Origin of the sequence: Streptomyces sp. NPDC020742, assembly GCF_040641675.1 — a bacterium.
GTDB lineage: Bacteria > Actinomycetota > Actinomycetes > Streptomycetales > Streptomycetaceae > Streptomyces.
This window is the reverse complement of record NZ_JBFAEA010000003.1, coordinates 1-24,557: the sequence shown is the minus strand read 5'-3', so window position 1 is coordinate 24,557 and position 24,557 is coordinate 1. Positions and strand designations below refer to the sequence as shown.

Sequence of the window (24,557 nt, the reverse complement as noted above, 5' to 3'; positions counted from 1 at the left end):
ACCGTCCATGGTCACGTACCGGAGCCCCGCGGGGTCGTGTGGGGTGCGCGGTACGGTCCACCGCCCGCCCCACGACGTCCGCGACGGGCCCGGTCAGGTGCCGACATAGGCCGCGAGGTGCTCACCGGTGAGGGTGGCGCGGCCGGCGACGAGGTCGGCGGGGGTGCCCTCGAAGACGATCCGGCCACCGTCGTGACCGGCGCCGGGGCCCAGATCGATGATCCAGTCGGCGTGCGCCATGACCGCCTGGTGGTGCTCGACGACGATGACCGACTTGCCGGAGTCGACGAGCCGGTCGAGCAGGGCCAGCAACTGCTGGACGTCGGCGAGGTGCAGGCCGGCGGTCGGCTCGTCGAGGATGTAGACGCCGCCCTTCTCGGCCATGTGGGTGGCCAGCTTGAGCCGCTGCCGCTCGCCGCCGGAGAGCGTGGTGAGCGGCTGGCCGAGGGCGAGGTAGCCGAGCCCGACGTCGGCGAGCCGGGTCAGGATGCGGTGCGCGGCCGGTGTGCGCGCCTCGCCGGCACCGAAGAACTCCTCGGCCTCGGCCACCGACAGCGCCAGCACCTCGCTGATGTCGCGGCCCCCGAGGCGGTGCTCCAGCACCGAGGCGTGGAACCGCTTCCCCTCGCACTCCTCGCAGGTGGTGGCGACACCGGCCATCATCGCCAGGTCGGTGTAGAGGACGCCGACGCCCTTGCACGTGGGGCAGGCGCCCTCGGAGTTGGCGCTGAACAGCGCCGGCTTGACCCCATTGGCCTTGGCGAACGCCTTGCGAACCGGATCGAGCAGCCCGGTGTACGTCGCCGGGTTGCTCCGCCGCGAGCCGCGGATCGCGCCCTGGCCGATCGACACCACACCGGCGTCGGCGGCGCCCGGCTGCCCGGGCAGCGACCCGTGCACCAGCGAGCTCTTGCCGGAGCCGGCGACGCCGGTGACGACGGCGAGCACCCCGAGCGGGATGTCGACGTCGACGTCCCGCAGGTTGTGCGTCGCCGCGCCCCGGATCGCCAGCGCCCCGGTGGGGGTCCGCACCGTCGCCTTCAGGGACGCCCGGTCGTCGAAGTGGCGGCCGGTGACGGTCCCGCCGGCCCGTAGCCCCTCGACGGTGCCCTCGAAGCAGACGGCGCCGCCCGCCGTACCGGCGCCGGGGCCGAGGTCGACGACGTGGTCGGCGATCGCGATCGTCTCCGGCTTGTGCTCCACCACGAGCACCGTGTTGCCCTTGTCCCGCAGCCGCAGCAGCAGGTTGTTCATCCGCTGGATGTCGTGCGGGTGCAGGCCCGTGGTGGGCTCGTCGAAGACATAGGTGGTGTCGGTGAGCGAGGAGCCGAGGTGGCGGATCATCTTGACGCGCTGTGCCTCGCCGCCCGACAGCGTGCCCGACGGCCGGTCGAGCGAGAGGTAGCCGAGACCGATCTCCGCGAACGAGTCCAGCGTGTGCTGCAGCTTGCCGAGCAGCGGCGCGACCGATGGCTCGCCGAGGTCGCGGACCCAGTCGGCGAGGTCGCTGATCTGCATCGCGCAGACGTCGGCGATGCTGATCCCCTTGATCTTCGACGACCGGGCCGCCTCGGCGAGCCGGGTGCCCTCGCACTCGGGACAGGTGGCGAAGGTGACGGCCCGCTCGACGAAGGCGCGGATGTGCGGCTGCAGGGAGTCGACGTCCTTGGACAGCATCGACTTCTGGAGCTTGGGGATGAGCCCCTCGTAGGTCAGGTTGATGCCCTCGACCTTGATCTTGGTCGGCGCCTTGTGGAGCAGGTCGGCGAGCTCGCGCTTGGTGTACTTGCGGATCGGCTTGTCCGGGTCGAAGAAGCCGCAGCCGGTGAAGATGCGGCCGTACCAGCCGTCCATGCTGTAGCCGGGGATGGTGAGTGCGCCCTCGTTGAGCGACTTGCTGTCGTCGTACAGCTGGGACAGGTCGATGTCGCTCACCGAGCCGCGGCCCTCGCAGCGCGGACACATCCCGCCGGTGATGGCGAACTCGCGGCGCTCCTTCACGGTCCGCCCGCCGCGCTCCAGGGTGACCGCCCCGGCCCCGCTGATCGAGGCGACGTTGAAGGAGAACGCCTGGGGCGAGCCGATGTGCGGCTGCCCGAGCCGGCTGAAGAGGATGCGCAGCATCGCGTGCGCGTCGGTGACGGTGCCGACCGTGGAGCGGGGGTCGCTGCCCAGCCGCTGCTGGTCGACGATGATCGCGGTGGTCAGCCCCTCCAGCACATCGACCTCGGGCCGTGCCAGCGTCGGCATGAAGCCCTGCACGAAGGCGCTGTAGGTCTCGTTGATCAACCGCTGCGACTCCGCGGCGATGGTGTGGAAGACCAGCGAGCTCTTGCCCGAGCCGGAGACGCCGGTGAACACCGTCAGCCGACGCTTGGGGATCTCGATGCTCACGTCCTTGAGGTTGTTCTCGCGCGCGCCGACCACGCGGATCAGATCGTGGCTGTCGGCGGCGTGTGGCGCGGGCGACGGGGTGTGCGTCCTCGGGGCAGTGCTCATCGTGATCTCCATCCGTCAAGCGGGCCGCCTGCCCGGTCTCCGCCGGCGTCGCCCGGCTCGATCCAATCACCTTCCTGGTCCGTTCGGGGGCCCCGTGGTCCGGTTGGTCCGGCTCGTGGAGCGCGGGGGTGCGGGGGCCGGTGTTCAGGGGTCCTGGAGCAGCCCGAGGACGTTGCCGTCGGGGTCGGTGACGGTGGCCACCAGACGGCCGCCACCGACGTCACGCGCGGGCTCCCGCAGGGTGGCGCCCGCGGCGGTGACCTCGGCCAGCTTCGCCTCCAGGTCCGCCACGTGCCAGTAGGCCACCGGTGCGGTCATGGCCCCCGGCCCACCGCCCGGCACCAGGCCGATGTGCTGGCCCGCGACCTCGAAGCCGACGTAGTAGGACTCGTCGGACTGCGGCGGTACGCCGAGCAGGGCGGTGTACACCTCCTTGGCCGTTGCCAGGTCGGAAACGGGGTGCAGCACGGTCTTGATTCCCTGGGTGGCAGAGCCGGTCATGGTCACTCCTGAGGTCGTCGGTCCGCATGGAACGGTCTGACTCCACGATGACCGGTAAGTCAGGGAACCGACACCCTTGCCACCCCATATGGCGTTACCTCCCAGCGCCCGGAACCTACCGGCGGGGCAGCTGCCTCCTGATGTCCGGTCCCGGAGTCGGGGGCCGTCCCGGGCCGTTCGTACGGGCGGGTTGTCCGGGAATCGGCGGACAACTCATGACGTTCCGTCGCGGGCCCTTTCCCCGACGTCACAAGAGGTCTTCGGGTTGGTCCCCCGGCAGTAGTAGGCTCGCGCCGTTTGTTGACGGAACATCGCCCCCGTGCGCCGGGGTTGACGTAGGGGAGGCCATGCGCTTTCGCGGGAAGTCGGTCCGCCGGAAGATCGTGGCGTTGCTGCTCGTACCACTGCTGTCCCTGACGTCCATGTGGGCGTTCACGACCTATTTCACCGGGCGGGAAGCCAACCAGCTGCTGGACGTCGGCAACGTCGTACGGAAACTGGCCTATCCGGTCGAGGACGTCGTCGACACCCTCCAGTTGGAGCGCCGGCAGAGCCTGCTCTACCTCGCCGACCGGCGCGGCGCCGATGCGGTCGGCACACTGCACCGGCGGACCCGGGCCACCGACGAGGCCATCCGCGTGCTGCGCGCGGACGCCGACACCCGCGACGTACGCGAAGACCTCACCGGCGACGCCGGGGAGCGGATGAAGGGCGTCCTCAAGAGCCTGGCCACGCTCGGCACGCTGCGCGCCCAGGTCGAGGACAACACCGTCACCCGCGACGAGGCCCTGGAGAGCTACAACTCCCTGGTCGACCCCAGCTACGACTTCCTCTCCACGCTGCACGCCCTGGAGAACGTGGAGATGGACAAGCAGGCCCGCGCGCTGGTCGTCGTCACCCGCGCCCGTGAGGCCGTCGCCCGCGAGGACGCCCTGATGTCCGCGGTGCTCGCCTCCGGCAGCATGAGCAGGCGCGATGTGCGCGCACTGTCCGACCGGGTCGCCGAGCGACGGGTGCTCTACCGCACCGGCCTGTCCGTCCTGCCGGCCCGGGACCGGGACAGCTACGAGGACTACTGGCACTCCGCCCGGGCCCGCGAACTGATCTCCTACGAGGACCGGGTGATCGCCGCCGGTGCCCAGGCCGGCCCCCATGCGGTCAACGCCGAGCGGTGGTCCGGCGCGGCGGACAAGGTGCTCGACGACCTCCACCGGATGGGCAAGGAGGCCGGCGAGCGCTACCAGGAGCGCGTCGCGCCGGTCGCCACCCACGTCCTGGTCAAGGCCGCCGCCGCCGGCGTGCTGGGCTTCATCGCGCTGCTGGTCTCGATCATCGTGTCGTTCCGGATCGGCCGCCGCCACGTGAAGGACCTGACCCGGCTGCGCAAGACCGCACACGAGGTCTCCGGCGTCCGGCTGCCGAGCGTGATGCGCCGGCTGGCGGCCGGTGAGCAGGTCGACGTGGAGACCGAGGCGCCCCGCCTCGAATTCGGCCCAGACGAGACCGGCCAGGTCGGCCAGGCGCTCAACACCCTCCAACGGGCCGCGATCGAAGCCGCCGTCAAACAGGCCGACATGCGGCGCGGGGTCTCCGAGGTCTTCGTCAACCTCGCCCGCCGCAACCAGGTCCTGCTGCACCGTCAGCTGACGCTGCTGGACACCATGGAGCGGCGCACCGAGGACACCGACGAACTCGCCGACCTCTTCCGGATCGACCACCTCACCACCCGCATGCGGCGGCACGCCGAGGGCCTAGTGATCCTCTCCGGCGCGGCCCCCTCCCGGCAGTGGCGCAAGCCGGTGCAGCTGATGGACGTGGTGCGCGCGGCGGTCGCCGAGGTCGAGGACTACGCGCGGATCGAGGTGCGCCGGCTGCCGCGGCTCGCGGTGGACGGCCCCGCCGTGTCGGACCTCACGCACCTGATCGCCGAACTCCTGGAGAACGCCACCGTCTTCTCCCCGCCGCACACCGCCGTCCAGGTCCTCGGTGAGCGGGTCGCCAACGGCTACGCCCTGGAGATCCACGACCGCGGTCTGGGCATGACCCCCGACCTGCTGCTGGAGGCCAACCTCCGGCTCGCCGAGACCCCCGAGTTCGAGCTGTCCGACACCGACCGGCTCGGCCTGTTCGTGGTCAGCCGGCTGGCCCAGCGACAGCAGGTACGGGTCTCGCTCCAGCCCTCGCCGTACGGCGGCACCACCGCGGTGGTCCTCATCCCCAGGGAGATCCTCACCGAGACCCCCGCCGGCGGCCGGGAGGACGCCGGCCCGGCCGCTGACCAGCTGCCCGGCAGCCCGATCGGCAACGAACTGGAGCACGCCGCGGGCAAGTTGGCCGCGCTCTCCCAGGATCCGCAGCCGCTCACCGCGCGCGAGCTGCGCGCCCCGGCCGTCGTTGACGGACCGGTGGAGCTGGAGGTGCCGCTGGGGCCGGACGAACTCGGGCCGCACGAGGACGAGGAGAACCTCTTCCGCGCACGGGGCCGCGAGCGGGCCGCGGACCGGGGCGGCGAGGCCGGCCGGGACCGCGGGCGCGACCGGGACCGCCGCAGCGGCGGCACCCCGGCCACCGGGCCGCGCAGCATCGCCCCGGTGCCGCCGGTCCCCGACGGCGAACAGCACCAGCAGGCCCGGGACCAGGCCCCCGGTGGCGGGCTCGCACCGCTCCCGCGGCGCCCCCGGCCCCCGGTACTGGTCTCCGACCACGGCAGGACGGTCGACGGCCGGGACGGCGGCCGCGAGGAGGGCGCGCCGGATTCCGGGCGGCCCGCCGGCGAGGAGTCCGGCGGGACCGCTCCGGCCCGCGAGACGCCCCCGGCCACCACCTCCACCGGGCTGCCCCGCCGGGTCCGGCAGGCCAGCCTCGCGCCCCAGCTCAGGTCCGACGCGGACGGTCCGGACGCGCAGGACGGAGCGGAGCGCACCGGCGCACCGCCCCCGCCGCCCCCGGACGACCGGGACGCCGAGGAGGTCCGTTCCCGGATGGCCTCGCTCCAACGGGGCTGGCAGCGCGGCCGCCGTGAGAACGGCGAGGAGCCGCGCGGGAGCGCGGCCCCGGACGACACGGACCCACCGGCCCAGGGGCCGGCGGCCGCGGACACCACAGACCCGGATGCCCCGAATCCGGCGCCGCAGCACGGCGACGGGACGGGCACCGCAGCACCACCAGGAACCACATCGGGAGGGGACGGTCCATGACCGCACCGAAGGCAGCAGCTTCCACCGCATCGGGCTCGGCGAAGGGAGCCGGTGAGCTGAGCTGGCTCCTGGACGAGTTGGTGGAACGGGTCGGCTCCATCCGCAAGGCGCTCGTCCTCTCCAGCGACGGACTGGCCACCGGCGCCTCCAAGGACCTGACCCGGGAGGACGGCGAGCACCTGGCCGCGGTCGCCTCCGGCTTCCACAGTCTGGCCAAGGGCGTCGGCCGGCACTTCGACGCGGGGCAGGTCCGGCAGACCATGGTCGAGCTGGACGACGCGTTCCTGTTCGTCAGCGCGGCCGGCGACGGCAGTTGCCTGGCCGTGCTCGCCGATGCGAACGCCGACGTCGGGCTGATCGCGTACGAGATGACCCTGCTGGTCAAGCGCGTGGGCGCGCACCTGGGCACCGCGCCCAGGCCCGGCCTGTCCACCTGAGCCGTGACGACGGTGACGCCATGAGCGAGCAGGGCGGCCGGGCGCCGCGCGACCGGAAGGCGGCCCACTGGTACGACGACGAGGCGGGCCCCGTCGTCCGGCCGTACGCCATGACGCGCGGGCGCACCCGCACGGCCGCCGAGGGGCGCCTCGACCTGATCGCGCAGGTGATCGCCGAGAGCCGGGCGGAGCGGACGATCGAGGATCAGACGCTCTCGCCCGAGCATGTCGAGATCGTCGAGCGGTGCCGGCAGGCGCCGCTGTCGGTCGCCGAGCTGGCGGCCGAACTCGACCTGCCCGTCGGCGTGGTGCGGGTGCTGATCGGCGATCTGCTGGACGCGGACCTGGTCCGGGTCAGCCGGCCGGTGCCCCCGGCCGAGCTGCCCGACGCAGAGGTGCTGCGGGAGGTGATCGACGGCCTGCGGGCGTTGTGACCCGCCGACCCGCCGACCCGCCGACCCGCCGACCCGCCGGCCCGCAGGCCCCCAGTCACCGCCGCCGTCGCGCTGCGTACCGCGCGGCGGCGGCCACCGCCGTACGCAGCCGTTCGGGGCGGGCCGGCAGACCGCCCCGGTCAGCCGGACGACCACCCGTTGGACCTCTCGCCGGACCGTATTCGCACGGCAGCGCCCTCGGCCTGCCCCGTCGGAGCTGCCAACGCGAGCACCTCAGCCGCCCGGTGGTTGCCCCGCGCGCCGTATGCCGCTCCGTACGCCGCGCCGACCGGCTCGGTCACGCCGGCCACTTCGGCCGGCTCGCCCCGTCCCCGACCGGGAGCCGGGGCCCCTCCACCACTCCATCGGTGACCCGTCAGCACACCTGCCCCCCGCAGCCGGAGCCGCAGCCGCCGGCGGGTGACCGGGTACCGTCGGTCGGCGAAGCGTCCCAGTGGCAGACCGCCGGGGGCCGCTGGCACCTCCGCGCCGGTGGTGAGCCCTGGATCGGAACCCCGGTCCGCCGGCACCTCCGCGCCGGCGGCGGATCCCCGCATCGGCTCCCCAGACCGCCGGATCCCCAGACCGCCGGACCCCCAGACCCCCAGACCGCCGGACCCCCAGACCGCCGGCCCCCCCAGACCGGCGGACCACCGGAATCCCGGACCCCCGGACCGCCGGGACCTGGCCCGCAGCCCCCCCCGGACGACCTGCCCGGCGCGGGCCGCCCAGCTCGTTGAGCATCGCTCAATATCGCGGTACGGTCCATTGAGCAACTGTCAACAGGAGGAGCAGCGCCGCCATGCCCACTTCCGCGACCCCGGCGACCCCCACCCCCTTCGAGCGCCTGGAGATCCCGGCCGGCCCGCACACCCACGACGCGCTGGCCTGCGGACCCGCCGACGGGGAGCTCGTCCTGCTGCTGCACGGCTGGCCCGAGTTCGCCGACTCCTGGAGCGGGGTGCTGCCCGCCCTCGGTGCGGCCGGCTACCGCGCCGTCGCCGTCGACCAGCGCGGCTACTCCCCGGGCGCCCGCCCCGAGGGCATCGCCCCCTACGCCGTCCCCGAACTCGTCGCGGACGCACTGGCCTTCGCCGACTCTCAGGGTGCCGGCCGGTTCCACCTCGTCTCCCACGACTGGGGCGGCATGGTCGCCTGGGCGCTGGCCGGCGCCCACCCCGAGCGGCTGAAGTCCCTGACCGTGCTGGCCACTCCGCACCCCGACGCCCTCGACCGGGCCGCCGCCGAGGACTCCGACCAGCACCACCGCCTCGACTACGTCCGGTTCTTCCGCCGGGACGACGGCGCGGCGGAGACCGCCCTGCTCGCCGACGACGCGCGGCGGCTGCGCGCGGCCTACGGCGGCAAGGTGCCCGAGGCGCTCGTCGACGCCAATGTCCGCAGGCTCTCCGAGCCGGGCGCGCTGACCGCCACCCTGAACTGGTACCGAGCCCCGGAGTCCGTCATCTCGGTGCCGGCCGGCCGGATCGCCGTCCCCACCCTGTTCCTGTGGGGGAGCGAGGACGTGGCGCTGGGGCGCGCCGCGGCCGAGTCGACGGGGGAGTGGGTGGACGGCCCGTACCGCTTCGAGGAGCTCTCCGGGGCCAGCCACTGGCTCCCCGAAGAGGTCCCCGACCTCGTCACCCCGAGGATCCTCGCCCACCTCGGCCAGTACGCCTGACGGCCGCCGGGCCGGGGCCGCACCGGGCCCCGGCCGGTACGCCGGAGGGGGCGCCCGGGCAGGCTCTAAACTGCAGACATGTCCGGCAAGCGAGCCACCCGACTCACCCCCGACCAGCGCCGGGAGCAGCTGATCGGCATCGGGATGGAGATGCTCGCCGAGCGCTCCCTGGACGAGCTGTCCACCGACGAGGTGGCCCGGCGCGCCGGGATCTCCCGGGGCCTGCTCTTCCACTACTTCGACTCCAAGCGGGACTTCTACCGCGCCGTGGTCCGCACCGCGTGCGACCGGTTCACCGCCGCCACCGATCCGGACGGCTCGCTGGAACCGGTCGCCTGGATGCGGGCGTTCATCGCCGGGTTCGTGGCGTACGTCCTGGAGCACCGTCAGGTCTACCTCGCCCTGGTGCGGGGCGCGGCCGGCGGCCACCCCGCCGTCGCCGACATCGTCGGCGAGGCCCGGCAGACACTGGCCCACCGGCTGCGTGACGGCCAGCGCCGGCTCGGCTTGCCGGACGGCCCCCGCCGGGAACTCGCCTGCCGTGCCTGGATGGCGTTCGCCGAAGAGGCCGTCACCACCTGGCCCGCGGAGGGGAACGGCGACGACGCCCGCGAGGAGCTCTGCGCCTTCATCGAGTCCAGCTTCGTCAGCCTGCTGGGCCAGCTGGAGAGCCCCGCGACGCTCACGCCCCGCTGAGCGGGTGCCCGCAGGAGCCGTTCGTGTGGAGCGGGGCCGGGCGGGCGCGCCGGCCTGCGTGGCCCAAGCGTGATGCATCTCAAGTGGGCGCCGTGCTGAGCACGTTGTACGGTTCCCTTGCGCCTGCTGCCCGTCCCGAGTGCGGGGAACGAGCGCGAGCACCGCCCGCACACCCGGCAATTCAGGAGAAGAGACCCATGGCCTTCGGGCGTTCCGCTCGTCACCGCCGGACCGCCGCCGTCGAGCCGGTGACGCTGAAGATCCTGGTCGCGGGCGGCTTCGGCGTCGGCAAGACCACCATGGTCGGTGCGGTCAGCGAGATCAAACCGCTGCGCACCGAGGAGCGGTTGACCGAGGCGGGCCGGCCGGTCGACGACCTGCACGGGGTGGAGGCCAAGTCCACCACCACCGTCGCGATGGACTTCGGTCGGATCACCCTCAGCGACCAGCTGGTCCTCTACCTCTTCGGCACCCCGGGCCAGGACCGGTTCTGGTTCCTGTGGGACGAGCTGGCCCGCGGTGCGCTCGGCGCGGTGGTGCTCGCCGACACCCGCCGGCTCGCCGACAGCTTCTCCGCCATCGACTACTTCGAGCGGCGCAAGCTGCCCTTCATGGTCGCGGTGAACTGCTTCGACGGCGCCGACCGCTACCCCGAGGAGTCGATACGGGAGGCCCTCGACCTGGACCCCCAGGTGCCGGTGATGCAGTGTGACGCCCGGCGCAAGGACTCCGTCCGCGATGTGCTGATCGCCGTCGTCGAGCACGCGAGGCAGGCCGGCGGTCGGCGCCCGGAGCCCGCGCTGCCCTGACCACCGGCGCAGGTACGGCCGGCACCCCGCCGTCCGGGGCACCGGCCGTACGCCTGCACCGCACCGCACGCACCGCACTGCACCGCACCGCGCCGGCGGCATGCGACGCCGCCGCAGCTCAGCGTGCCGGACCCCGCGCCCGCGAAGGCCCGAAAGCACTGCCCTACGACGCCGCCGGACCGTCCTCGGCCAGCCAGCCGAAGCTCCGCTCCACCGCCCGGCGCCAGTTGGCGAACTCCCGGTCGCGGGTCGGCCCGTCCATCCGCGGGGTCCACTCGGTGTCCCGCTTCCAGTGGCTGCGCAGCTCGTCCAGGTCCTGCCAGACACCGGTCGCCAGGCCGGCCGCGTACGCCGCGCCCAGACAGGTGGTCTCCGAGATCACCGGGCGGATCACCGGCACGCCCAGCACGTCCGCCTGATGCTGCATCAGCAGCTTGTTCGCGGTCATCCCGCCGTCGACCTTGAGCTGGGTGATCCGCACACCGGAGTCCTGGAACATGGCGTCCACCACCTCCCGGGTCTGCCAACTGGTCGCCTCCAGCACCGCGCGCGCCAGGTGCGCCTTGGTGACGAAGCCGGTCAGACCGGTGACCACCCCACGGGCGTCCGAGCGCCAGTAGGGCGCGAACAGGCCGGAGAACGCCGGCACGATGTAGGCGCCCCCGTTGTCGGGGACGCTCGCCGCCAGCGGCTCGATCTCGTCGGCGGACGCGATGATGCCGAGCTGGTCGCGGAACCACTGCACCAGGGCGCCGGTGATGGCGATGGAGCCCTCCAGGCAGTAGACCGGGTCCTCGCCGCCCAGTTGGTAGCCCATGGTCGTCAGCAGCCCGTTCTTGGACGGGACCGGACGGTTGCCGGTGTTCAGCAGCAGGAACGAGCCGGTGCCGTAGGTGTTCTTGGCCTCGCCGACGCCGAAGCAGGTCTGCCCGAAGACCGCCGCCTGCTGATCCCCCAGCGCGGACGCCACCGGAACCCCGTGCAACTGCCCCACCGCGGTGCCGTACACCTCCGCCGACGAGCGGATCTCCGGCAGCATCGCGGCCGGCACCCGCATCGCCGAGAGGATCTCCGGGTCCCACTGGAGGGTGCCGAGGTTCATCAGCATGGTGCGGCCGGCATTGGTCACATCGGTGACGTGCACCCCGCCGTCGATGCCGCCGGTGAGGTTCCAGATCAGCCAGGAGTCCATGGTGCCGAAGGCGATCTCCCCGCGCTCGGCACGCTCCCGCAGCCCGGGCACCGTATCCAGCAGCCAGGCCGCCTTCGGACCGGAGAAGTAGCTGGCCAGCGGCAGCCCGGTGGCCTCTCGGAAGCGGTCCTGGCCGTCCGCGCCGCCGAGTTCGGTGCACAGCTGGGAGGTCCGGGTGTCCTGCCAGACGAGGGCGTGGTGCACCGGTCTGCCGGTGATCCGGTCCCACAGGACCGTGGTCTCCCGCTGGTTGGTGATGCCCAGGGTGCTGAGCTGGTCGGCCCGCAGCCCGGCCGCGGAGAGCGCGCCCGCGACCACCGCCTGCACCTTGGACCAGATCTCGGCGGCGTCGTGCTCCACCCAGCCGGGCCGGGGGAAGATCTGCCGGTGCTCGCGCTGGTCGACGGCGACGATCGCCCCGCCGTGGTCGAAGATGATGCAGCGGCTCGATGTGGTGCCCTGATCGATCGCGGCCACGTACGTCCCGGAGTGGTCCGTCATACCGTCACGTCTCCTTACGTCCTGGCTCTGGGTGGGTGCGAACCGGCGCCGCTCAGAACACGCACCGGTGGATCAGGCCCGAGAGCACCGCGCCGATCAGCGGGCCGGCCACCGGTATCCAGGCGTAACTCCAGTCGGAGGAGCCCTTGTGGGGGATCGGCAGCACGGCGTGCACCAGACGCGGTCCGAGGTCGCGGGCCGGGTTGATGGCATAGCCGGTCGGCCCGCCCAGCGACAGCCCGATGCCGACGACCAGCAGCGCCACCAGCAGCACATTGATCCCGGAGCCGTAGACCCCGGCGTGCGCCCCGGGTACCTGTCCGATGCCGATGCCCTGGTTCTCGCCGAAGAACAGCAGCGGCAGCACCAGACCGGCGGTGGCGATGACCTCGGTGACGAGGTTGGCCACCGGCTTGCGGATCTCCGGACCGGTGGAGAAGATCCCCAGCGTCGGCTGGGGGGTCGCGCCGGACCGCCCGTCGTTGGCGGCGAACTGCGCGTAGTACAGCGCCCAGGCCAGGACGGCACCGAGCACCGCGCCCACCATCTGCGCCAGCACGTACACCGGCACTTTCGACCACGGCGTGCCGCCCGCGACCGCCGAGCCGACCGTCACGGCCGGGTTGAGGTGCCCGCCCGACAGTGGCGCAGCGGTGTACGCCCCGGCCAGGACGCCCATGCCCCAGCCGAAGGCGATCGCGACCCAGCCGGCGGCCCGGGCCTTGGAGTGGTGCAGGGTGACGGCGGCGCACACCCCCGTGCCGAACAGGATCAGCACGGCGGTGCCGATCACTTCACCGGCGATGATGTCCCCATTGGAATACATGGCGGCTCCTTGGCCCTCGCCCGGGGACGTCCCCCGGTCCTCCGTGCAGGGTGCGTGCCACCGGGTGGCAGCGGACAGCCGCTGCCACCCGGCCGGGGTGCCGTGAGCGCGGCGGCGCCGACTGGCACCCGGAAGTGTTCACCCGAGGTGATGGGCCGTCAAGGTCGCTCACAGTAGGAGATGTCGACGCTCCCGCACCCTTCCGGAGCGTGCGCGCGGACGCCCTGGCGAGGCACGCCCCGCGCCCGGCGCGGACCCGCTGCCGGGCCCGTAGGCGGCCTGCCGCCCGGGGCGGAACCCCGGTACAGTCACCGCGCGATCATGCCTTCGCGAGGGAGCGCGCCCGTGACCGAAGCCGCCCGTACCGATGCCCCGGCCGCCGCCCCCGGCGAAACGCCCGCCGTGCGGCTGACCGCCGTCAGCAAAGCCTTCGGCGCCGTACGCGCCGTCGACCAGGCCGAACTCACCCTGCGACAAGGGGAGTTCTTTTCCCTCCTTGGCCCCTCCGGATCCGGCAAGAGCACCCTGCTGCGGCTGATCGCCGGGTTCGAGCGTCCCACCTCGGGCCGGATCGAACTCGCCGGCCGCGAGGTGACCGCGCTGCCGCCCAGCCGGCGCGATGTGCACACCGTCTTCCAGGACTACGCGCTCTTCCCCCATATGACGGTCGAGCAGAACGTCGCCTATGCGCTGACCGTCGCCGGGGTGCGCCGGGCCGAGCGGCTCGCCCGCGCCCGTGAGGCACTGCGCACCGTACGGCTCGACGGCTACGGGCCGCGCCGGCCCGCACAGCTCTCGGGAGGCCAGCGCCAGCGGGTGGCACTCGCCCGGGCCCTGATCGACGACCCCGGGCTGCTGCTGCTCGACGAGCCGCTCGGCGCGCTCGACCTCCAGCTGCGGCAGGAGATGCAGCGCGAGCTGAAGCGCCTCCAGCGCGCCACCGGCATCACCTTCCTCCTGGTCACCCACGACCAGGAGGAGGCGCTGACGCTCAGCGACCGGCTCGCCGTCCTCGACCGCGGCCGGATCGTGCAGACCGGCCCGCCGCTGGAGGTCTACGACCGGCCCGCCACCGCCTTCGTCGCCGGCTTCGTCGGCACCACCAACCTGCTGCGCGGCCCGGCCGCCCTCCGGATCGCCGGCGTACCGGGCACCTGCAGCCTCCGTCCGGAACGGATCCGGATCGCCGCCCCGGACGGCCCGGACGGTGCGCCGGGACCCGGCGAACGCTGCCGCGCCGGCCGGATCACCGAGATCGCGCACGCCGGCGCCCACACCCGCTTCGTCGTACGGCTCGACGACGGCGGCGACCTGCTGACCGCACTGCGGCTGAACGCGGCGGGGCCGCTGGGCGCCGCCCACCCCGGCGCCGCCGTGCACCTGCTGTGGCGCACCGACGACGCGTTCGCCGTGCCGGACTGACGGCACGTCGGCCGCACCACCCCGGCGCATCCGGCCTGGGACGCGCCCTGGTGACACAGCGCATGCTTCCGGATACTGGCGGGGCCCGACAGCCGTGTGTGACAGGGGAGTCCACCATGCGCAACGCGAAACCGTGGAAGGCGGCCGTGGCGGCCGGCGTCCTGCTGCTGGCCGTCGCCTGCGGCTCCGGCGGGGGAAAGGATGATCAGGGCCCGGCCGAGCAGCGGTCCGTCGGCAAGGGCGAGGGCCGGGTCGACATCATCGCCTGGGCCGGATACGCCGAGGACGGCTCCAACGACCCCAAGGCCGACTGGGTGCACCCCTTCGAGAAGCGGACCGGCTGCCGGGTCAACACCAAGATCGCCGGCACCTCCGACGAGATGGTCGCGCTGATGAAGACCGGCGAGTACGACACCGTCTCCGCCTCCGGCGACGCCACCCTGCGGCTGATCGCGGCCAAGGACGTGGCGCCGGTCAACACCCGCCTGGTTCCCCACTACCGCGACATCTTCCCCGGCCTGAAGATGCGGCCGTTCAACTCCAGGAACGGGCAGATGTACGGCATCCCGCACGGCCGCGGCGCCAACCTCCTGATGTACCGCACCGACCGGGTCTCCCCGGCACCCGACTCCTGGAAGGCCGTCTTCGACGGTGCGGCGCGGTACCCGGGCAAGGTCACCGCCTATGACTCACCGATCTACATCGCCGACGCCGCCCTCTATCTGATGACGGCCCGCCCCGAACTCGGCATCAAGGACCCCTACGCCCTGGACCAGCGGCAACTGGCCGCCGCGGTGGCCCTGTTGAAGAAGCAGCGGCGGTACATCGGCGAGTACTGGAGCGACTACCAGAAGGAGGTCACCGCCTTCAAGGGCGGCGACAGCGTCATCGGCACCACCTGGCAGGTCATCGCCAACACCGCCACCGCGGAGAAGGCCCCGGTCAAGGCGGTCCTGCCGAAGGAGGGCGCCACCGGCTGGTCCGACACCTGGATGGTCTCCGCCCGGGCCCGGCACCCCAACTGCGCTTACAAATGGCTCGACTGGATCGTCTCACCGAAGGTGAACGCCCAGGTCGCCGAGTACTTCGGCGAGGCGCCGGCGAACGCCAAGGCGTGCCGGGAGACCACCGACCCGCACCACTGCGCCGTGTACCACGCCGCCGACGAGGGCTACTACCGGCGCGTCCACTTCTGGACCACCCCCGTCCCGCAGTGCCTCGACGGCCGCACGGACGTGAAGTGCACCGACTACGCCCAATGGACCCGCGCCTGGACGGAGATCAAGGGCTGAGCGGCGGCCGGGCGATGTCCGCCGGCCGGCGCGAACCGGGCGAGCAGGCCCGGCTCGCCGCCCTGCTCGCACCGCCCCTGCTGTGGCTGGTCCTGGCGTACCTCGGCTCGCTCGCCGTGCTGCTGCTCTCCGCCTTCTGGACCACCGACCCCTTCACCTCCGACGTCCTGCACACCTGGACGGCCGACAACTTCCGCGAGGTCCTCACCACGCCCGTCTACCGCACGGTCGCCCTGCGCACCCTCGGCATCGCCGTCGCCGTCACCCTCCTCGACGCCCTGCTCGCGCTGCCCATGGCCTTCTTCATGGCGCGGGTGGCCAGCGGCCGGCTGCGCCGGGCGCTGCTGGTCGCCGTGGTCACCCCGCTGTGGGCCGGCTACCTCGTCAAGGCGTACGCCTGGCGGGTGATGCTCGGCGAACACGGCCTCGTCAACGCGGCGCTCGCCCCGCTCGGCCTGCGCGGGCCCGGATACGGCACGACCGCGGTGGTGATCGTGCTCGGCTACCTCTGGCTGCCGTACATGATCCTGCCGGTCCACGCGGCCCTGGAACGGCTGCCCGCACACCAGTTGGAGGCCTCGGCGGACCTCGGTGCGGGCACCCTGCGCACCCTGCGCTCGGTCGTCGCCCCCGCCGTCCGCCCGGCCTTGCTGGCCGGCTCCGTCTTCACCTTCTTGCTCTCCCTGGGCGACTACCTCACCGTGCAGATCGTCGGCGGCCGCACCCAACTGCTGGGCAATGTCATCGCCTCCCAGGTCACCCTCGACCTGCCGCTGGCCGCCGCGCTCTCCGCCGTCCCCGTCGCACTGGTCGTCTGCTACCTCGCCGCGGTCCGCCGGGCCGGTGCGCTCGACTCGCTCTGACCGGTCCCGAAAGGAGGCAGCCCGGTGCACCTGTCCCGTACCGCCCGGATCGTCCTCGGGGGGATCACGGCCGCCGGCCTGGCCCTGATCCACCTCCCGCTGCTGCTGGTGGTGGTCAACTCGCTCAATGCGGACCGGTCGTTCGCCTGGCCGCCGTCCGCGCTGACCGGGGAGTGGTGGCGCCGCGCGCTGCACAGCCCGGGCCCGCGCGACGCGCTGTGGACCTCGCTGCAGGCCGGTCTCGGCGCCACCGCCGTCGCGCTGGTCCTCGGGTCGCTGGCCGCCTTCGCGGTGCACCGCCACCGCTTCTTCGGCCGGCGGACCGTCTCGTTCCTGCTCGTGCTGCCGATCGCGCTGCCGGGCATCGTCACCGGCATCGCCCTCAACGCCGCCTTCCGCACCGTCCTGGCGCCGCTGGGCGTCGGCCTCGGCCTGTTCACGGTGGTCGCCGGCCATGCGACCTTCTGTGTGGTCATCGTCTTCAACAACGTCGCCGCCCGGTTGCGGCGGATCGCGCCCTCGCTGGCCGAGGCCTCCGCCGACCTGGGCGCCGCTCCCCGGCAGACCCTGCGGTACGTCACCCTCCCGGCGCTGCTCCCGGCGCTGTTCGCCGGTGCGCTGCTGGCCTTCGCGCTCTCCTTCGACGAGGTGGTGGTGACCACCTTCACGGCCGGTGCGGGGACCACCACCCTGCCGATCTGGATCTACCAGAACCTCTCCCGCCCCCGGCAGGCACCGGTCGTCGACGTCCTCGCCGCGCTGCTGATCGCGCTGTCGGTGATCCCGGTGTACGCCGCCCAGCGGCTCTCGTCGGACCCCGCCGGCGGGCGGCTCTGAGCCCGTACGGTGCGGCCCGGCGCCCACCACCTTCGGCCCGGGCCACGGGCGGACCGGCGGGGGGAGAACCGGCGGGATCTCCGGCGAACCGGATGCGGCCCTGCCGCGTCCCTGAGAGCAGGGCCCGGGGCACGGGACCGACGGGGGTGGCTCCGTGCCCCGGCCCGCGGACGGCACGACACCGGCCGAGCGGGCCCCGCTGCCGCTCGCCTTCGACCGCGCCCGGCTCGTCACCTACAGCCTCGAAAGCGCCCGCGACCCGCCGCCGCCACGGCCGCCCGCCGGGTCACCGCACCGGGAAGTCGAAGTAGGTGTCCGGAAAGGTCTCCGGCTGGAAGGTGAAGTGCCACCACTCCTCGGGGAGGTTGACGAATCCGGCCCGCTCCAGCCCGTGCTTGAGCACCATCCGGTGGTGCCGCTGTCGCCCGTGGATCCTCGGGTCGAGGGTGTGCGCCAGGGTGTCGAAGCAGTCGAAGCCGGTGCCCATGTCCAACGAGTTGTCCGGGAAGCGCACGGCCTTCGGCCCGTAACAGGACGTCAGCGGCTCACCGGGCACATACGGACGGGTGGGCACGGCCGGCAGCCGCACCAGCGTCAGATCGACCGTACTGCCCCTGCTGTGACCGGACTTGGCGGCGATATAGCCGTCGTCGAACAGCTTCGCCTTGTCCTCCCGGGGATAGAACTCGGCCTTCATCCGCTGGTCGCCGAGGTCCTTCGCCCACCGGACGAAGTGGTCCACGGCGCGCTGCGGCCGGTAGCAGTCGTACACCTTCAGCGACAGCCCCTGCCGGAGGAAGGCGCGCTGGGCCCGGTGCAGCGCCTTCGCCGCATCGCGGGTCAGCAGGCACTCCGGCCTGCGGTAGCCGTCCACCGGCACCCCCATGAAGGTGTGCGGCGAGGCGTAGCGCATCTCCTGGAGGATCGTCGGGTCCACCGCCCGCAGGGCGACGAACTCCCCCGGCCGCTGCGGGTCCTTGGGGGCGGCGGACGGCGGAGCCGCCCGGTGGGCGGGCCCGGCCGCCTGCGACGGCACGGTGGTGGCAACGGCCATGAGGGCGGCGGCAGCGACGGTCAGTCCCCGCAGCGCAACAGCAAGTCTGGGCATGGCCCTCGTCTACCAGGCGCGGCAGGGGAGGGGAAGACCACGGCCCGGTACCCGCCCGCCGGGCACGGCCGCACCGCCCACCGCCCCACCTCGTCAGGACCCCTTCCCGGGACCGGCCCCAGCGGACGCCTCCCCGTCGTCCGTCCCCCGCACCCGCACCGGATACCCCACCGCGCCCCCGTCCCGCCGCTCCACCACCACCCGGCCGCCCACCCACCGCGAGCTGAAGCGCTGCACGGTCGGCCGCTGCCAGCCGTCCCCGGCGTCCGGCACCACCAGCCCGCCGCCCCCGCGTCCCGCCGCCGGCGCCCACACCTCCAACTCCGTCCCGCCGTCCGCACCGGCCACCGGCAGCACCGCACCGGCCCGCGCCAACACCGGGATCCGCGACAGCGGCGCCTCCACCCACACCTGGCCGGGACCGTCGTACGCCCGCCCGGTCGCGGTGTCGTACCACCGCCCGCGCGGCAGCCGCACCGGCCGCCGGGTCACCCCCGCCGCCAGCGCCGGCGCCACCAGCAGCGCATCGCCCAGCAGGAACGCGTCGTCGCAGTCCCGCAGCGCCCGGTCCCGCGGCGAACCCCACCACAGCGGACGGACGTACGGCGCCCCGGTCAGCCGGGCCAGCTGGCCCAGCGTCCCGAAGTACGGCAGCAGCCGCTGCCGCCCCCGCAGCGCCGCACGGGCGTGCTCCAGCACCTCCGGGCCGAACTCCCAGGGCTCCCGTCGCCCCGCCCCGATCGCCGAATGGGTACGGAACAGCGGGAGGTAGGCGCCCAGTTGGAACCAGCGCAGATACAGCTCCGCGGACGGCACCCCGGAGAACCCACCGATATCGGGCCCGCTGTAGGGCACCCCGCACAGCCCCAGGCCCAGCACCAGCGACAGCGACGCCCGCAGCCCCGGCCAGCCGGTCGCCACATCCCCCGACCAGGTGCCCCCGTAGCGCTGCAGCCCCGCCCACCCCGACCGGGAGAACAGGAACGGCCGCTCCTCCGGGCGCAGTTCGCACAGCCCCTCGAAACCGGCCCGTGCCATCGCCAGCCCGTAGACGTTGTGCGCCTCCCGGTGGTCGCCGCCCCGCCCCTCCAGCGCGTGCCGGGCCGAGCGCGGCAGCGTCCGCTCGCCGAACGCGGTGAACGAGACCGGCTCGTTCATGTCGTGCCACACCCCGGAGAAGCCCTGCGCCAGCCGCTCCGCGTACAGCCCGCCCCACCACTTGCGCACCCGCGCGTCGGTGAAGTCCGGGTACACCGACTCGCCCGCCCAGACCACCCCGCGCACCTCCCGCCCCCGGTCGTCCCGCACGAACGCCCCGGCCGCCGCCCCGCCGTCGTACACCGCGTCCCCCGGATCCGCCTTCACCGCCGGATCCACGATCGACACCAGCCGCACCCCCTCGGCCCGCAGCTCGCGCGCCAGCCCCGGCAGGTCCGGGAAGCGCGTGCGGTCGACCGTGAAGACCCGGTGCCGGTCGAAGTGATCGATGTCCAGATGGACGGCGGACAGCGGCAGGTCGTGCTCCCGGTAGCCCGACACCACCCGCCGCACCTCCTCCTGGCAGCCGAATCCCCAACGGGCGTGCTGATGGCCCAGCGCCCATCCGGGCGGCAGCGCCGGCGCCCCGGTCAGCGCCGTCCAGACCTGGAGCACCCGGGCCGGGGTGCCGGCCAGCACCCAGTAGCGCAGCGGCCCGCCATCCATCCGCAGCTCGCAGGTGCCCGGCCGGTCGTGCCCCGACCCCGCGCCCTCCGCCCCCTCGCGCAACAGCACCCGGCCGTCCCAGGAGTTGTCGTGGAAGACCAGGTGCGTACCCGCGTCCGCCACCACCAGCTGCACCGGCATCGTCAGCGACAGCGGATCGTCACCCGGCACGAACGCACCACCGGGGTCGGTGTTCCACAGCCGGTACGCACCGTCCCGCAGCCGCGGCCCGTGCGCCCGCCCGCCCAGTCCGAAGAACCGGGCGTCGGCCGCCACCTCCGAGCGCTGCACCCACCGCGACACCCCGCCCCCCGCCGGCAGCCCGGCGGCCTCGTCCGGGGCGCCCGGCTGCTCCACGGGGTCCCACCAACGCGGCGGCAGCTCCCGCCGCAGCACCGCCCCACCGGGCGTGCGCACCTCGACCGCGCCGTGCCGGGACACCACCACCAGCACCCGCTCCGAAACCACCCGCCAGCCGCCCTCGGTGTCGGGCTCCAGCACCGCCCGCGCATCGACCTCCGGACACGCCCCGGCCAGGGCGTACGAGGGCTCCGGACCGGCGCCGTCCCAGCCGCAGAACACCGCACCGCCCGCCGCCACCCGCACCCGCAGCGACGACCGCGCGAAGTGGATCACCCCACCACCGGGCCGGGGCTCGGCCCCACGCGCCGCCCCCGGCACCCGCGCCCGCTCCGTCGCCCGCCGCGGCAGCGCTCTGGCGTCCGCCCGCCGCGCCCGCCACGCCGAGCGCACGGACCGCAGCCCCTGCGCCGGCCCGACCGCCCTGACCACCCGTACCGACCGCACCAGTTCACGCCCGTCCATGCCGGTCAGCCTGCCATTGACGTGCGGGTCCGCGGGCATCGTTCAACTGCCGTTCACCTGCGCTGGGTCACCCTCGGCCATGCCGGGGCCATGGCATCGCCGCCCAGTGGCCGAAATCTCCCGGCCGCCCCGCCACGTGGCGGGGCCACATCCGTCACCCCCCGAATGTGGGCAGTCCACCCTGGTGCACAAGACGATCACATGGCATCGTCCAGTCAAGCCGTGTCATGCGCACACGCCGGGCCGGGGGACACCCACCGCGTGGCGCACCCGACGCATACGACGCGCACCGACCGGGAGCCGCTCCATGACCACCGCACCGCAGTCCGACCGCACCCCGGAGCCCCTCTGGCAGCCGGGCCCGGACCGAATCGCCGGCGCGCAGGTCACCCGCTTCCACGCCTGGGCCGCCGCCCACCACGGCGCACCCGCCCCCACCGACGACCCCGCGGCCGACTACGCCGCCCTGCACCGCTGGTCCGTCGACGCCCTCCCGGCCTTCTGGCGGGCCGTCGCCGAGTGGTTCGACGTCCGCTTCACCGCCCCGTACGAGACCGTCCTCGGCGACCGCGCCATGCCCGGCGCCCAGTGGTTCCCCGGTGCCACCCTCAACTACGCCGAGCACGCCCTGCGCGCCGCCGAGGACCCGGCCCGCGCCGGCGATCCCGCGCTGCTGTACGTCGACGAGACCCATGAGCCCGCCCCCGTCACCTGGGCGGAGCTGCGCGCTCAGGTCGGCTCGCTGGCCGCCGAACTCCGCCGCCTCGGCGTCCGCCCCGGCGACCGCATCAGCGGCTACCTCCCCAACGTCCCGCAGGCCGTCGTGGCCCTGCTCGCCACCGCCGCGGTCGGCGCCGTATGGACCTCCTGCGCCCCCGACTTCGGCGCCCGCAGCGTGCTGGACCGCTTCCAGCAGGTCGAGCCGGTCGTGCTGTTCACCGTCGACGGCTACCGCTACGGCGGCAAGGAGCACGACCGCCGCGACACCGTCGCCGAACTCCGCTCCGCACTCCCCACCCTGCGGGCCGTGGTCCACATCCCGCTGCTCGGCACCCCCGCCCCCGAAGGCGCCCTGAACTGGTCGGACCTGACCTCGCAGCACACCGAACCGGTCTTCGAACCGGTCCCCTTCGACCACCCGCTGTGGGTCCTGTACTCCTCCGGCACCACCGGCCTGCCCAAGGCCATCGTCCAGTCCCAGGGCGGCATCCTGCTCGAACACCTCAAGCAGACCGGCCTGCACTGCGACCTCGGACCCGACGACCGGTTCTTCTGGTACACCTCCACCGGCTGGATGATGTGGAACTTCCTGGTCGGCGGGCTGCTGGTGGGCGCCACGATCGTGCTCTACGACGGCAGCCCCGGCCACCCCGACATCACCGCCCAGTGGCGGGTCGCCGAGGCCACCCGCACCACCGTCTACGGCACCTCCGCCGCCTACGTCATGGCCTGTCGCAAGGCCGGCATCCACCCCGCCCGCGACCTGGACCTCTCCGCCATCACCTGCGTCGCCACCACCGGCTCCCCGCTCCCGCCGGACGGCTTCCGCTGGCTCCACGACTGCTTCGCGGAGAGCGGCGCCGACCTGTGGACCGCCTCCGTCAGCGGCGGCACCGACGTCTGCAGCTGCTTCGCCGGCGCCGTCCCCACCCTCCCCGTCCACATCGGCGAGCTCCAGGCCGCCTGCCTCGGCACCGACCTCCAGGCCTGGGACCCCCAGGGCAAGCCCGTCACCGACGAGGTCGGCGAACTGGTCGTCATCAACCCCATGCCGTCGATGCCCACCCGCTTCTGGAACGACCCCGACGGCACCCGCTACCACGACAGCTACTTCGACATGTACCCCGGCGTCTGGCGGCACGGCGACTGGATCACCCTCACCGCCCGCGGCAGCGTCATCATCCACGGCCGCTCCGACTCCACCCTCAACCGCCAGGGCGTCCGGATGGGCTCCGCGGACATCTACGAGGCCGTCGAACGCCTCCCCGAGATCCGCGAATCCCTCGTCATCGGCCTCGAACTCCCCGACGGCGGCTACTGGATGCCGCTCTTCGTCCACCTCGTGCCCGGGGCCACCCTCGACGACCCCCTCCGCGACCGCATCAAGCGCACCCTGCGCGAACAGCTCTCCCCCCGGCACGTCCCCGACGACATCATCGAGGCCCCCGGCGTCCCGCACACCCTCACCGGCAAGCGCATCGAGGTCCCCGTCAAACGCCTCCTCCAGGGCACCCCGCTCGACAAGGCCGTCAACCCCGGCTCCGTCGACAACCTCGACCTGCTGCGCTTCTACGAGCAGGTGGCCCGCGACCACGCGGCCGGCGACCGGTAGCCGGCAGACCCGGCCCGCGCCGGACCGGAGGCGAGGACGCCCACGGCGCGGCGCGGAACCGGCAGTGTCACACCCCCCGATTACTCTCGGTGACAAGTGGCGTGCGGACCGCGCACGCCACACCGAGCTCACTCAGGGGGACCCATGACATCCGCATCCCGGCCCGGCCACCGCACCGCCCGCACCAGCGCCCAGCACAGACTGCGCCGTGAGGTCCCCTGCACCGCCGCCGTCCTCGCCGACGAGCGGGACTTCCGCGCCATGCGCCGCTACCGCACCTTCGCCTTCGACGACCACCGCGGCTACCTCCGCCAGATGGAGACCCTGCTGCGCACCCTCACCGCCCAAGGCGTCCTGACCACCCTCAGCCTCTTCGACCCGGCCGCCTACGAGACGTACTGCGCGGACCTCGCCCTCGACCCGGACCGCCCCGAGAGCCGCACCCGCTACACCGCCGAGGCCGCCCGCACCGGCGCCACCGTCACCTACGAGGGCGAACCGCTCAGCCGGCTTATCCCGCTCCTCGTCGAGGAGGCCGGCCGCCAGGCGGCCTGGCGGCACGCCTCCGCCCTCCTGGCCGGCGCCGGCCGCTGCGAAGAGTGCGGCGCGGACCTCGCGCACGCCGCCTTCGCCCGCGCCACCCACGCACTCCAGCAGCTCCTCACCGCCCTCGGCGACGGCACCCAGCACCTCGTCTGCTCCCTCGGGGTGGGCGCCCCGCCCCTCGTGGCCGCCCTGCACCCCACCACCCGCTCCGACACCCCCGCCCCGGCCGCCGAATCCGAATCCCTGATCTTCTGTACGGTCCTCGCCGCCGGCCTCGCCATGGGCACCCCCGGCGGCATCGTCTCCCGCACCACCACCGATGACTCGCGACGCGACACGGTCCGCGGCTGGGCCCTCTGGGACTCCTGGCTCCGCCCCCTGACCGCCTCCGAGGTCTTCGCCGCCTACTGCACCGACGCCGACACCGGCGAACCCATCCCGCCCGAGCACGGCGTCGTCCACGCCCCCGGCCTCCCGCTCATCCCACCACCCGACCTCCACGGCCCGCACTGACCGTCCCGTTCCCCGAACACAGAACGGCCGCCCCGCCACAAGGGCGGGACGGCCGTCAGCATCTCGCGGTCACTCGCCGGAGAGCACCGCCTGTGCGGCGGCGCGTGCGTCGTCGGGGGTGTCGGTGGCGCGGGCGGCTGCTGCGGCTCGTTCGCACTGGGCCAGGGTGTGTTTGGCCAATGTCGTCCGCACGTAGGGCAGTGCGGCGGCACCCATCGACAGGCTGGTGACGCCGAGTCCGGTCAGCACGCAGGCCAGGAGGGGGTCGGAGGCGGCTTCGCCACACACGCCGCAGGTTTTGCCTTCGGCCTTGGCGGCGTCGGCGGCGGTGGCGACGAGGTC

Annotated in this window: 19 protein-coding genes; 12 read left to right on the top strand and 7 right to left on the bottom strand. The window is 73.6% G+C overall.

Going from position 1 to position 24,557, the window contains the following annotated elements:
* Positions 1-93: 93 nt before the first annotated feature.
* Positions 94-2,499 (bottom strand): excinuclease ABC subunit UvrA, encoded by a 2,406-nt coding sequence (locus AB0G84_RS07565; RefSeq protein WP_361316949.1) that lies wholly within the window; start codon positions 2,497-2,499, stop codon positions 94-96.
* Positions 2,500-2,643: 144 nt separating this feature from the next.
* Positions 2,644-3,000: a VOC family protein gene (locus tag AB0G84_RS07560; protein ID WP_361316947.1), complete on the bottom strand. Its 357-nt coding sequence runs from the start codon at positions 2,998-3,000 to the stop codon at positions 2,644-2,646.
* 347 nt (positions 3,001-3,347) lie between these two features.
* On the opposite strand from AB0G84_RS07560, the gene AB0G84_RS07555 reads away from it, so the two are divergent.
* The 6 genes from AB0G84_RS07555 (at position 3,348) to AB0G84_RS07530 (ending at position 10,254) form a co-directional block, all read left to right on the top strand.
* Entirely contained in the window at positions 3,348-6,197 is a 2,850-nt protein-coding gene (locus AB0G84_RS07555) for a nitrate- and nitrite sensing domain-containing protein (protein WP_361316945.1), read from the top strand.
* On the top strand, positions 6,194-6,634 hold the full coding sequence (locus tag AB0G84_RS07550) for a roadblock/LC7 domain-containing protein (protein WP_361316943.1): 441 nt from the start codon (positions 6,194-6,196) through the stop codon (positions 6,632-6,634). The genes AB0G84_RS07555 and AB0G84_RS07550 overlap by 4 nt, the downstream gene beginning before the upstream one ends.
* A 20-nt stretch (positions 6,635-6,654) precedes the next feature.
* A complete protein-coding gene (locus AB0G84_RS07545) occupies positions 6,655-7,068 on the top strand; it encodes a DUF742 domain-containing protein (RefSeq protein ID WP_361316940.1) in 414 nt (137 codons plus the stop codon).
* An 802-nt stretch (positions 7,069-7,870) separates the two neighbouring features.
* Complete coding sequence (locus AB0G84_RS07540) at positions 7,871-8,749, top strand: alpha/beta hydrolase (protein WP_361316937.1); 879 nt, start codon at positions 7,871-7,873, stop codon at positions 8,747-8,749.
* A gap of 78 nt (positions 8,750-8,827) precedes the next feature.
* Complete coding sequence (locus AB0G84_RS07535) at positions 8,828-9,445, top strand: TetR/AcrR family transcriptional regulator (RefSeq protein ID WP_361316935.1); 618 nt, start codon at positions 8,828-8,830, stop codon at positions 9,443-9,445.
* A gap of 197 nt (positions 9,446-9,642) precedes the next feature.
* Entirely contained in the window at positions 9,643-10,254 is a 612-nt protein-coding gene (locus AB0G84_RS07530) for an ATP/GTP-binding protein (RefSeq protein ID WP_361316933.1), read from the top strand.
* A 163-nt stretch (positions 10,255-10,417) separates the two neighbouring features.
* Here AB0G84_RS07530 and glpK read toward each other — a convergent pair whose 3' ends face one another.
* Both glpK and AB0G84_RS07520 read right to left on the bottom strand, forming a co-directional pair.
* The gene (glpK, locus tag AB0G84_RS07525; RefSeq protein WP_361316930.1) at positions 10,418-11,947 is read right to left on the bottom strand and encodes a glycerol kinase GlpK; all 1,530 of its coding nucleotides are present in this window, start codon (positions 11,945-11,947) and stop codon (positions 10,418-10,420) included.
* Positions 11,948-11,999: 52 nt separating this feature from the next.
* Positions 12,000-12,773 carry an MIP/aquaporin family protein gene (locus AB0G84_RS07520; RefSeq protein WP_361316927.1) on the bottom strand — a complete coding sequence of 258 codons (774 nt, stop codon included), beginning with the start codon at positions 12,771-12,773 and terminating at the stop codon, positions 12,000-12,002.
* 345 nt (positions 12,774-13,118) lie between these two features.
* On the opposite strand from AB0G84_RS07520, the gene AB0G84_RS07515 reads away from it, so the two are divergent.
* From AB0G84_RS07515 to AB0G84_RS07500, 4 genes are all read left to right on the top strand, one after another.
* On the top strand, positions 13,119-14,195 hold the full coding sequence (locus AB0G84_RS07515) for an ABC transporter ATP-binding protein (protein WP_361316924.1): 1,077 nt from the start codon (positions 13,119-13,121) through the stop codon (positions 14,193-14,195).
* Between the two features lie 116 nt (positions 14,196-14,311).
* The gene (locus AB0G84_RS07510) at positions 14,312-15,487 is read left to right on the top strand and encodes an ABC transporter substrate-binding protein (protein WP_361316921.1); all 1,176 of its coding nucleotides are present in this window, start codon (positions 14,312-14,314) and stop codon (positions 15,485-15,487) included.
* Positions 15,488-15,501: 14 nt separating this feature from the next.
* On the top strand, positions 15,502-16,350 hold the full coding sequence (locus tag AB0G84_RS07505) for an ABC transporter permease (RefSeq protein ID WP_361317817.1): 849 nt from the start codon (positions 15,502-15,504) through the stop codon (positions 16,348-16,350).
* Between the two features lie 24 nt (positions 16,351-16,374).
* Entirely contained in the window at positions 16,375-17,187 is an 813-nt protein-coding gene (locus AB0G84_RS07500; RefSeq protein ID WP_361316918.1) for an ABC transporter permease, read from the top strand.
* A gap of 286 nt (positions 17,188-17,473) precedes the next feature.
* On the opposite strand, the gene AB0G84_RS07495 is transcribed toward AB0G84_RS07500, so the two are convergent.
* Positions 17,474-18,295 carry a M15 family metallopeptidase gene (locus AB0G84_RS07495; protein WP_361316915.1) on the bottom strand — a complete coding sequence of 274 codons (822 nt, stop codon included), beginning with the start codon at positions 18,293-18,295 and terminating at the stop codon, positions 17,474-17,476.
* A 93-nt stretch (positions 18,296-18,388) separates the two neighbouring features.
* A complete protein-coding gene (locus AB0G84_RS07490; protein WP_361316913.1) occupies positions 18,389-20,824 on the bottom strand; it encodes a TIM-barrel domain-containing protein in 2,436 nt (811 codons plus the stop codon).
* A 307-nt stretch (positions 20,825-21,131) separates the two neighbouring features.
* On the opposite strand from AB0G84_RS07490, the gene AB0G84_RS07485 reads away from it, so the two are divergent.
* A complete protein-coding gene (locus AB0G84_RS07485) occupies positions 21,132-23,156 on the top strand; it encodes an acetoacetate--CoA ligase (RefSeq protein WP_361316910.1) in 2,025 nt (674 codons plus the stop codon).
* A 144-nt stretch (positions 23,157-23,300) separates the two neighbouring features.
* Complete coding sequence (locus AB0G84_RS07480; RefSeq protein WP_361316907.1) at positions 23,301-24,215, top strand: hypothetical protein; 915 nt, start codon at positions 23,301-23,303, stop codon at positions 24,213-24,215.
* Between the two features lie 69 nt (positions 24,216-24,284).
* On the opposite strand, the gene AB0G84_RS07475 is transcribed toward AB0G84_RS07480, so the two are convergent.
* Positions 24,285-24,557 (bottom strand): putative PEP-binding protein (locus AB0G84_RS07475; protein WP_361316905.1); only part of this gene is annotated, 273 nt, incomplete at its 5' end.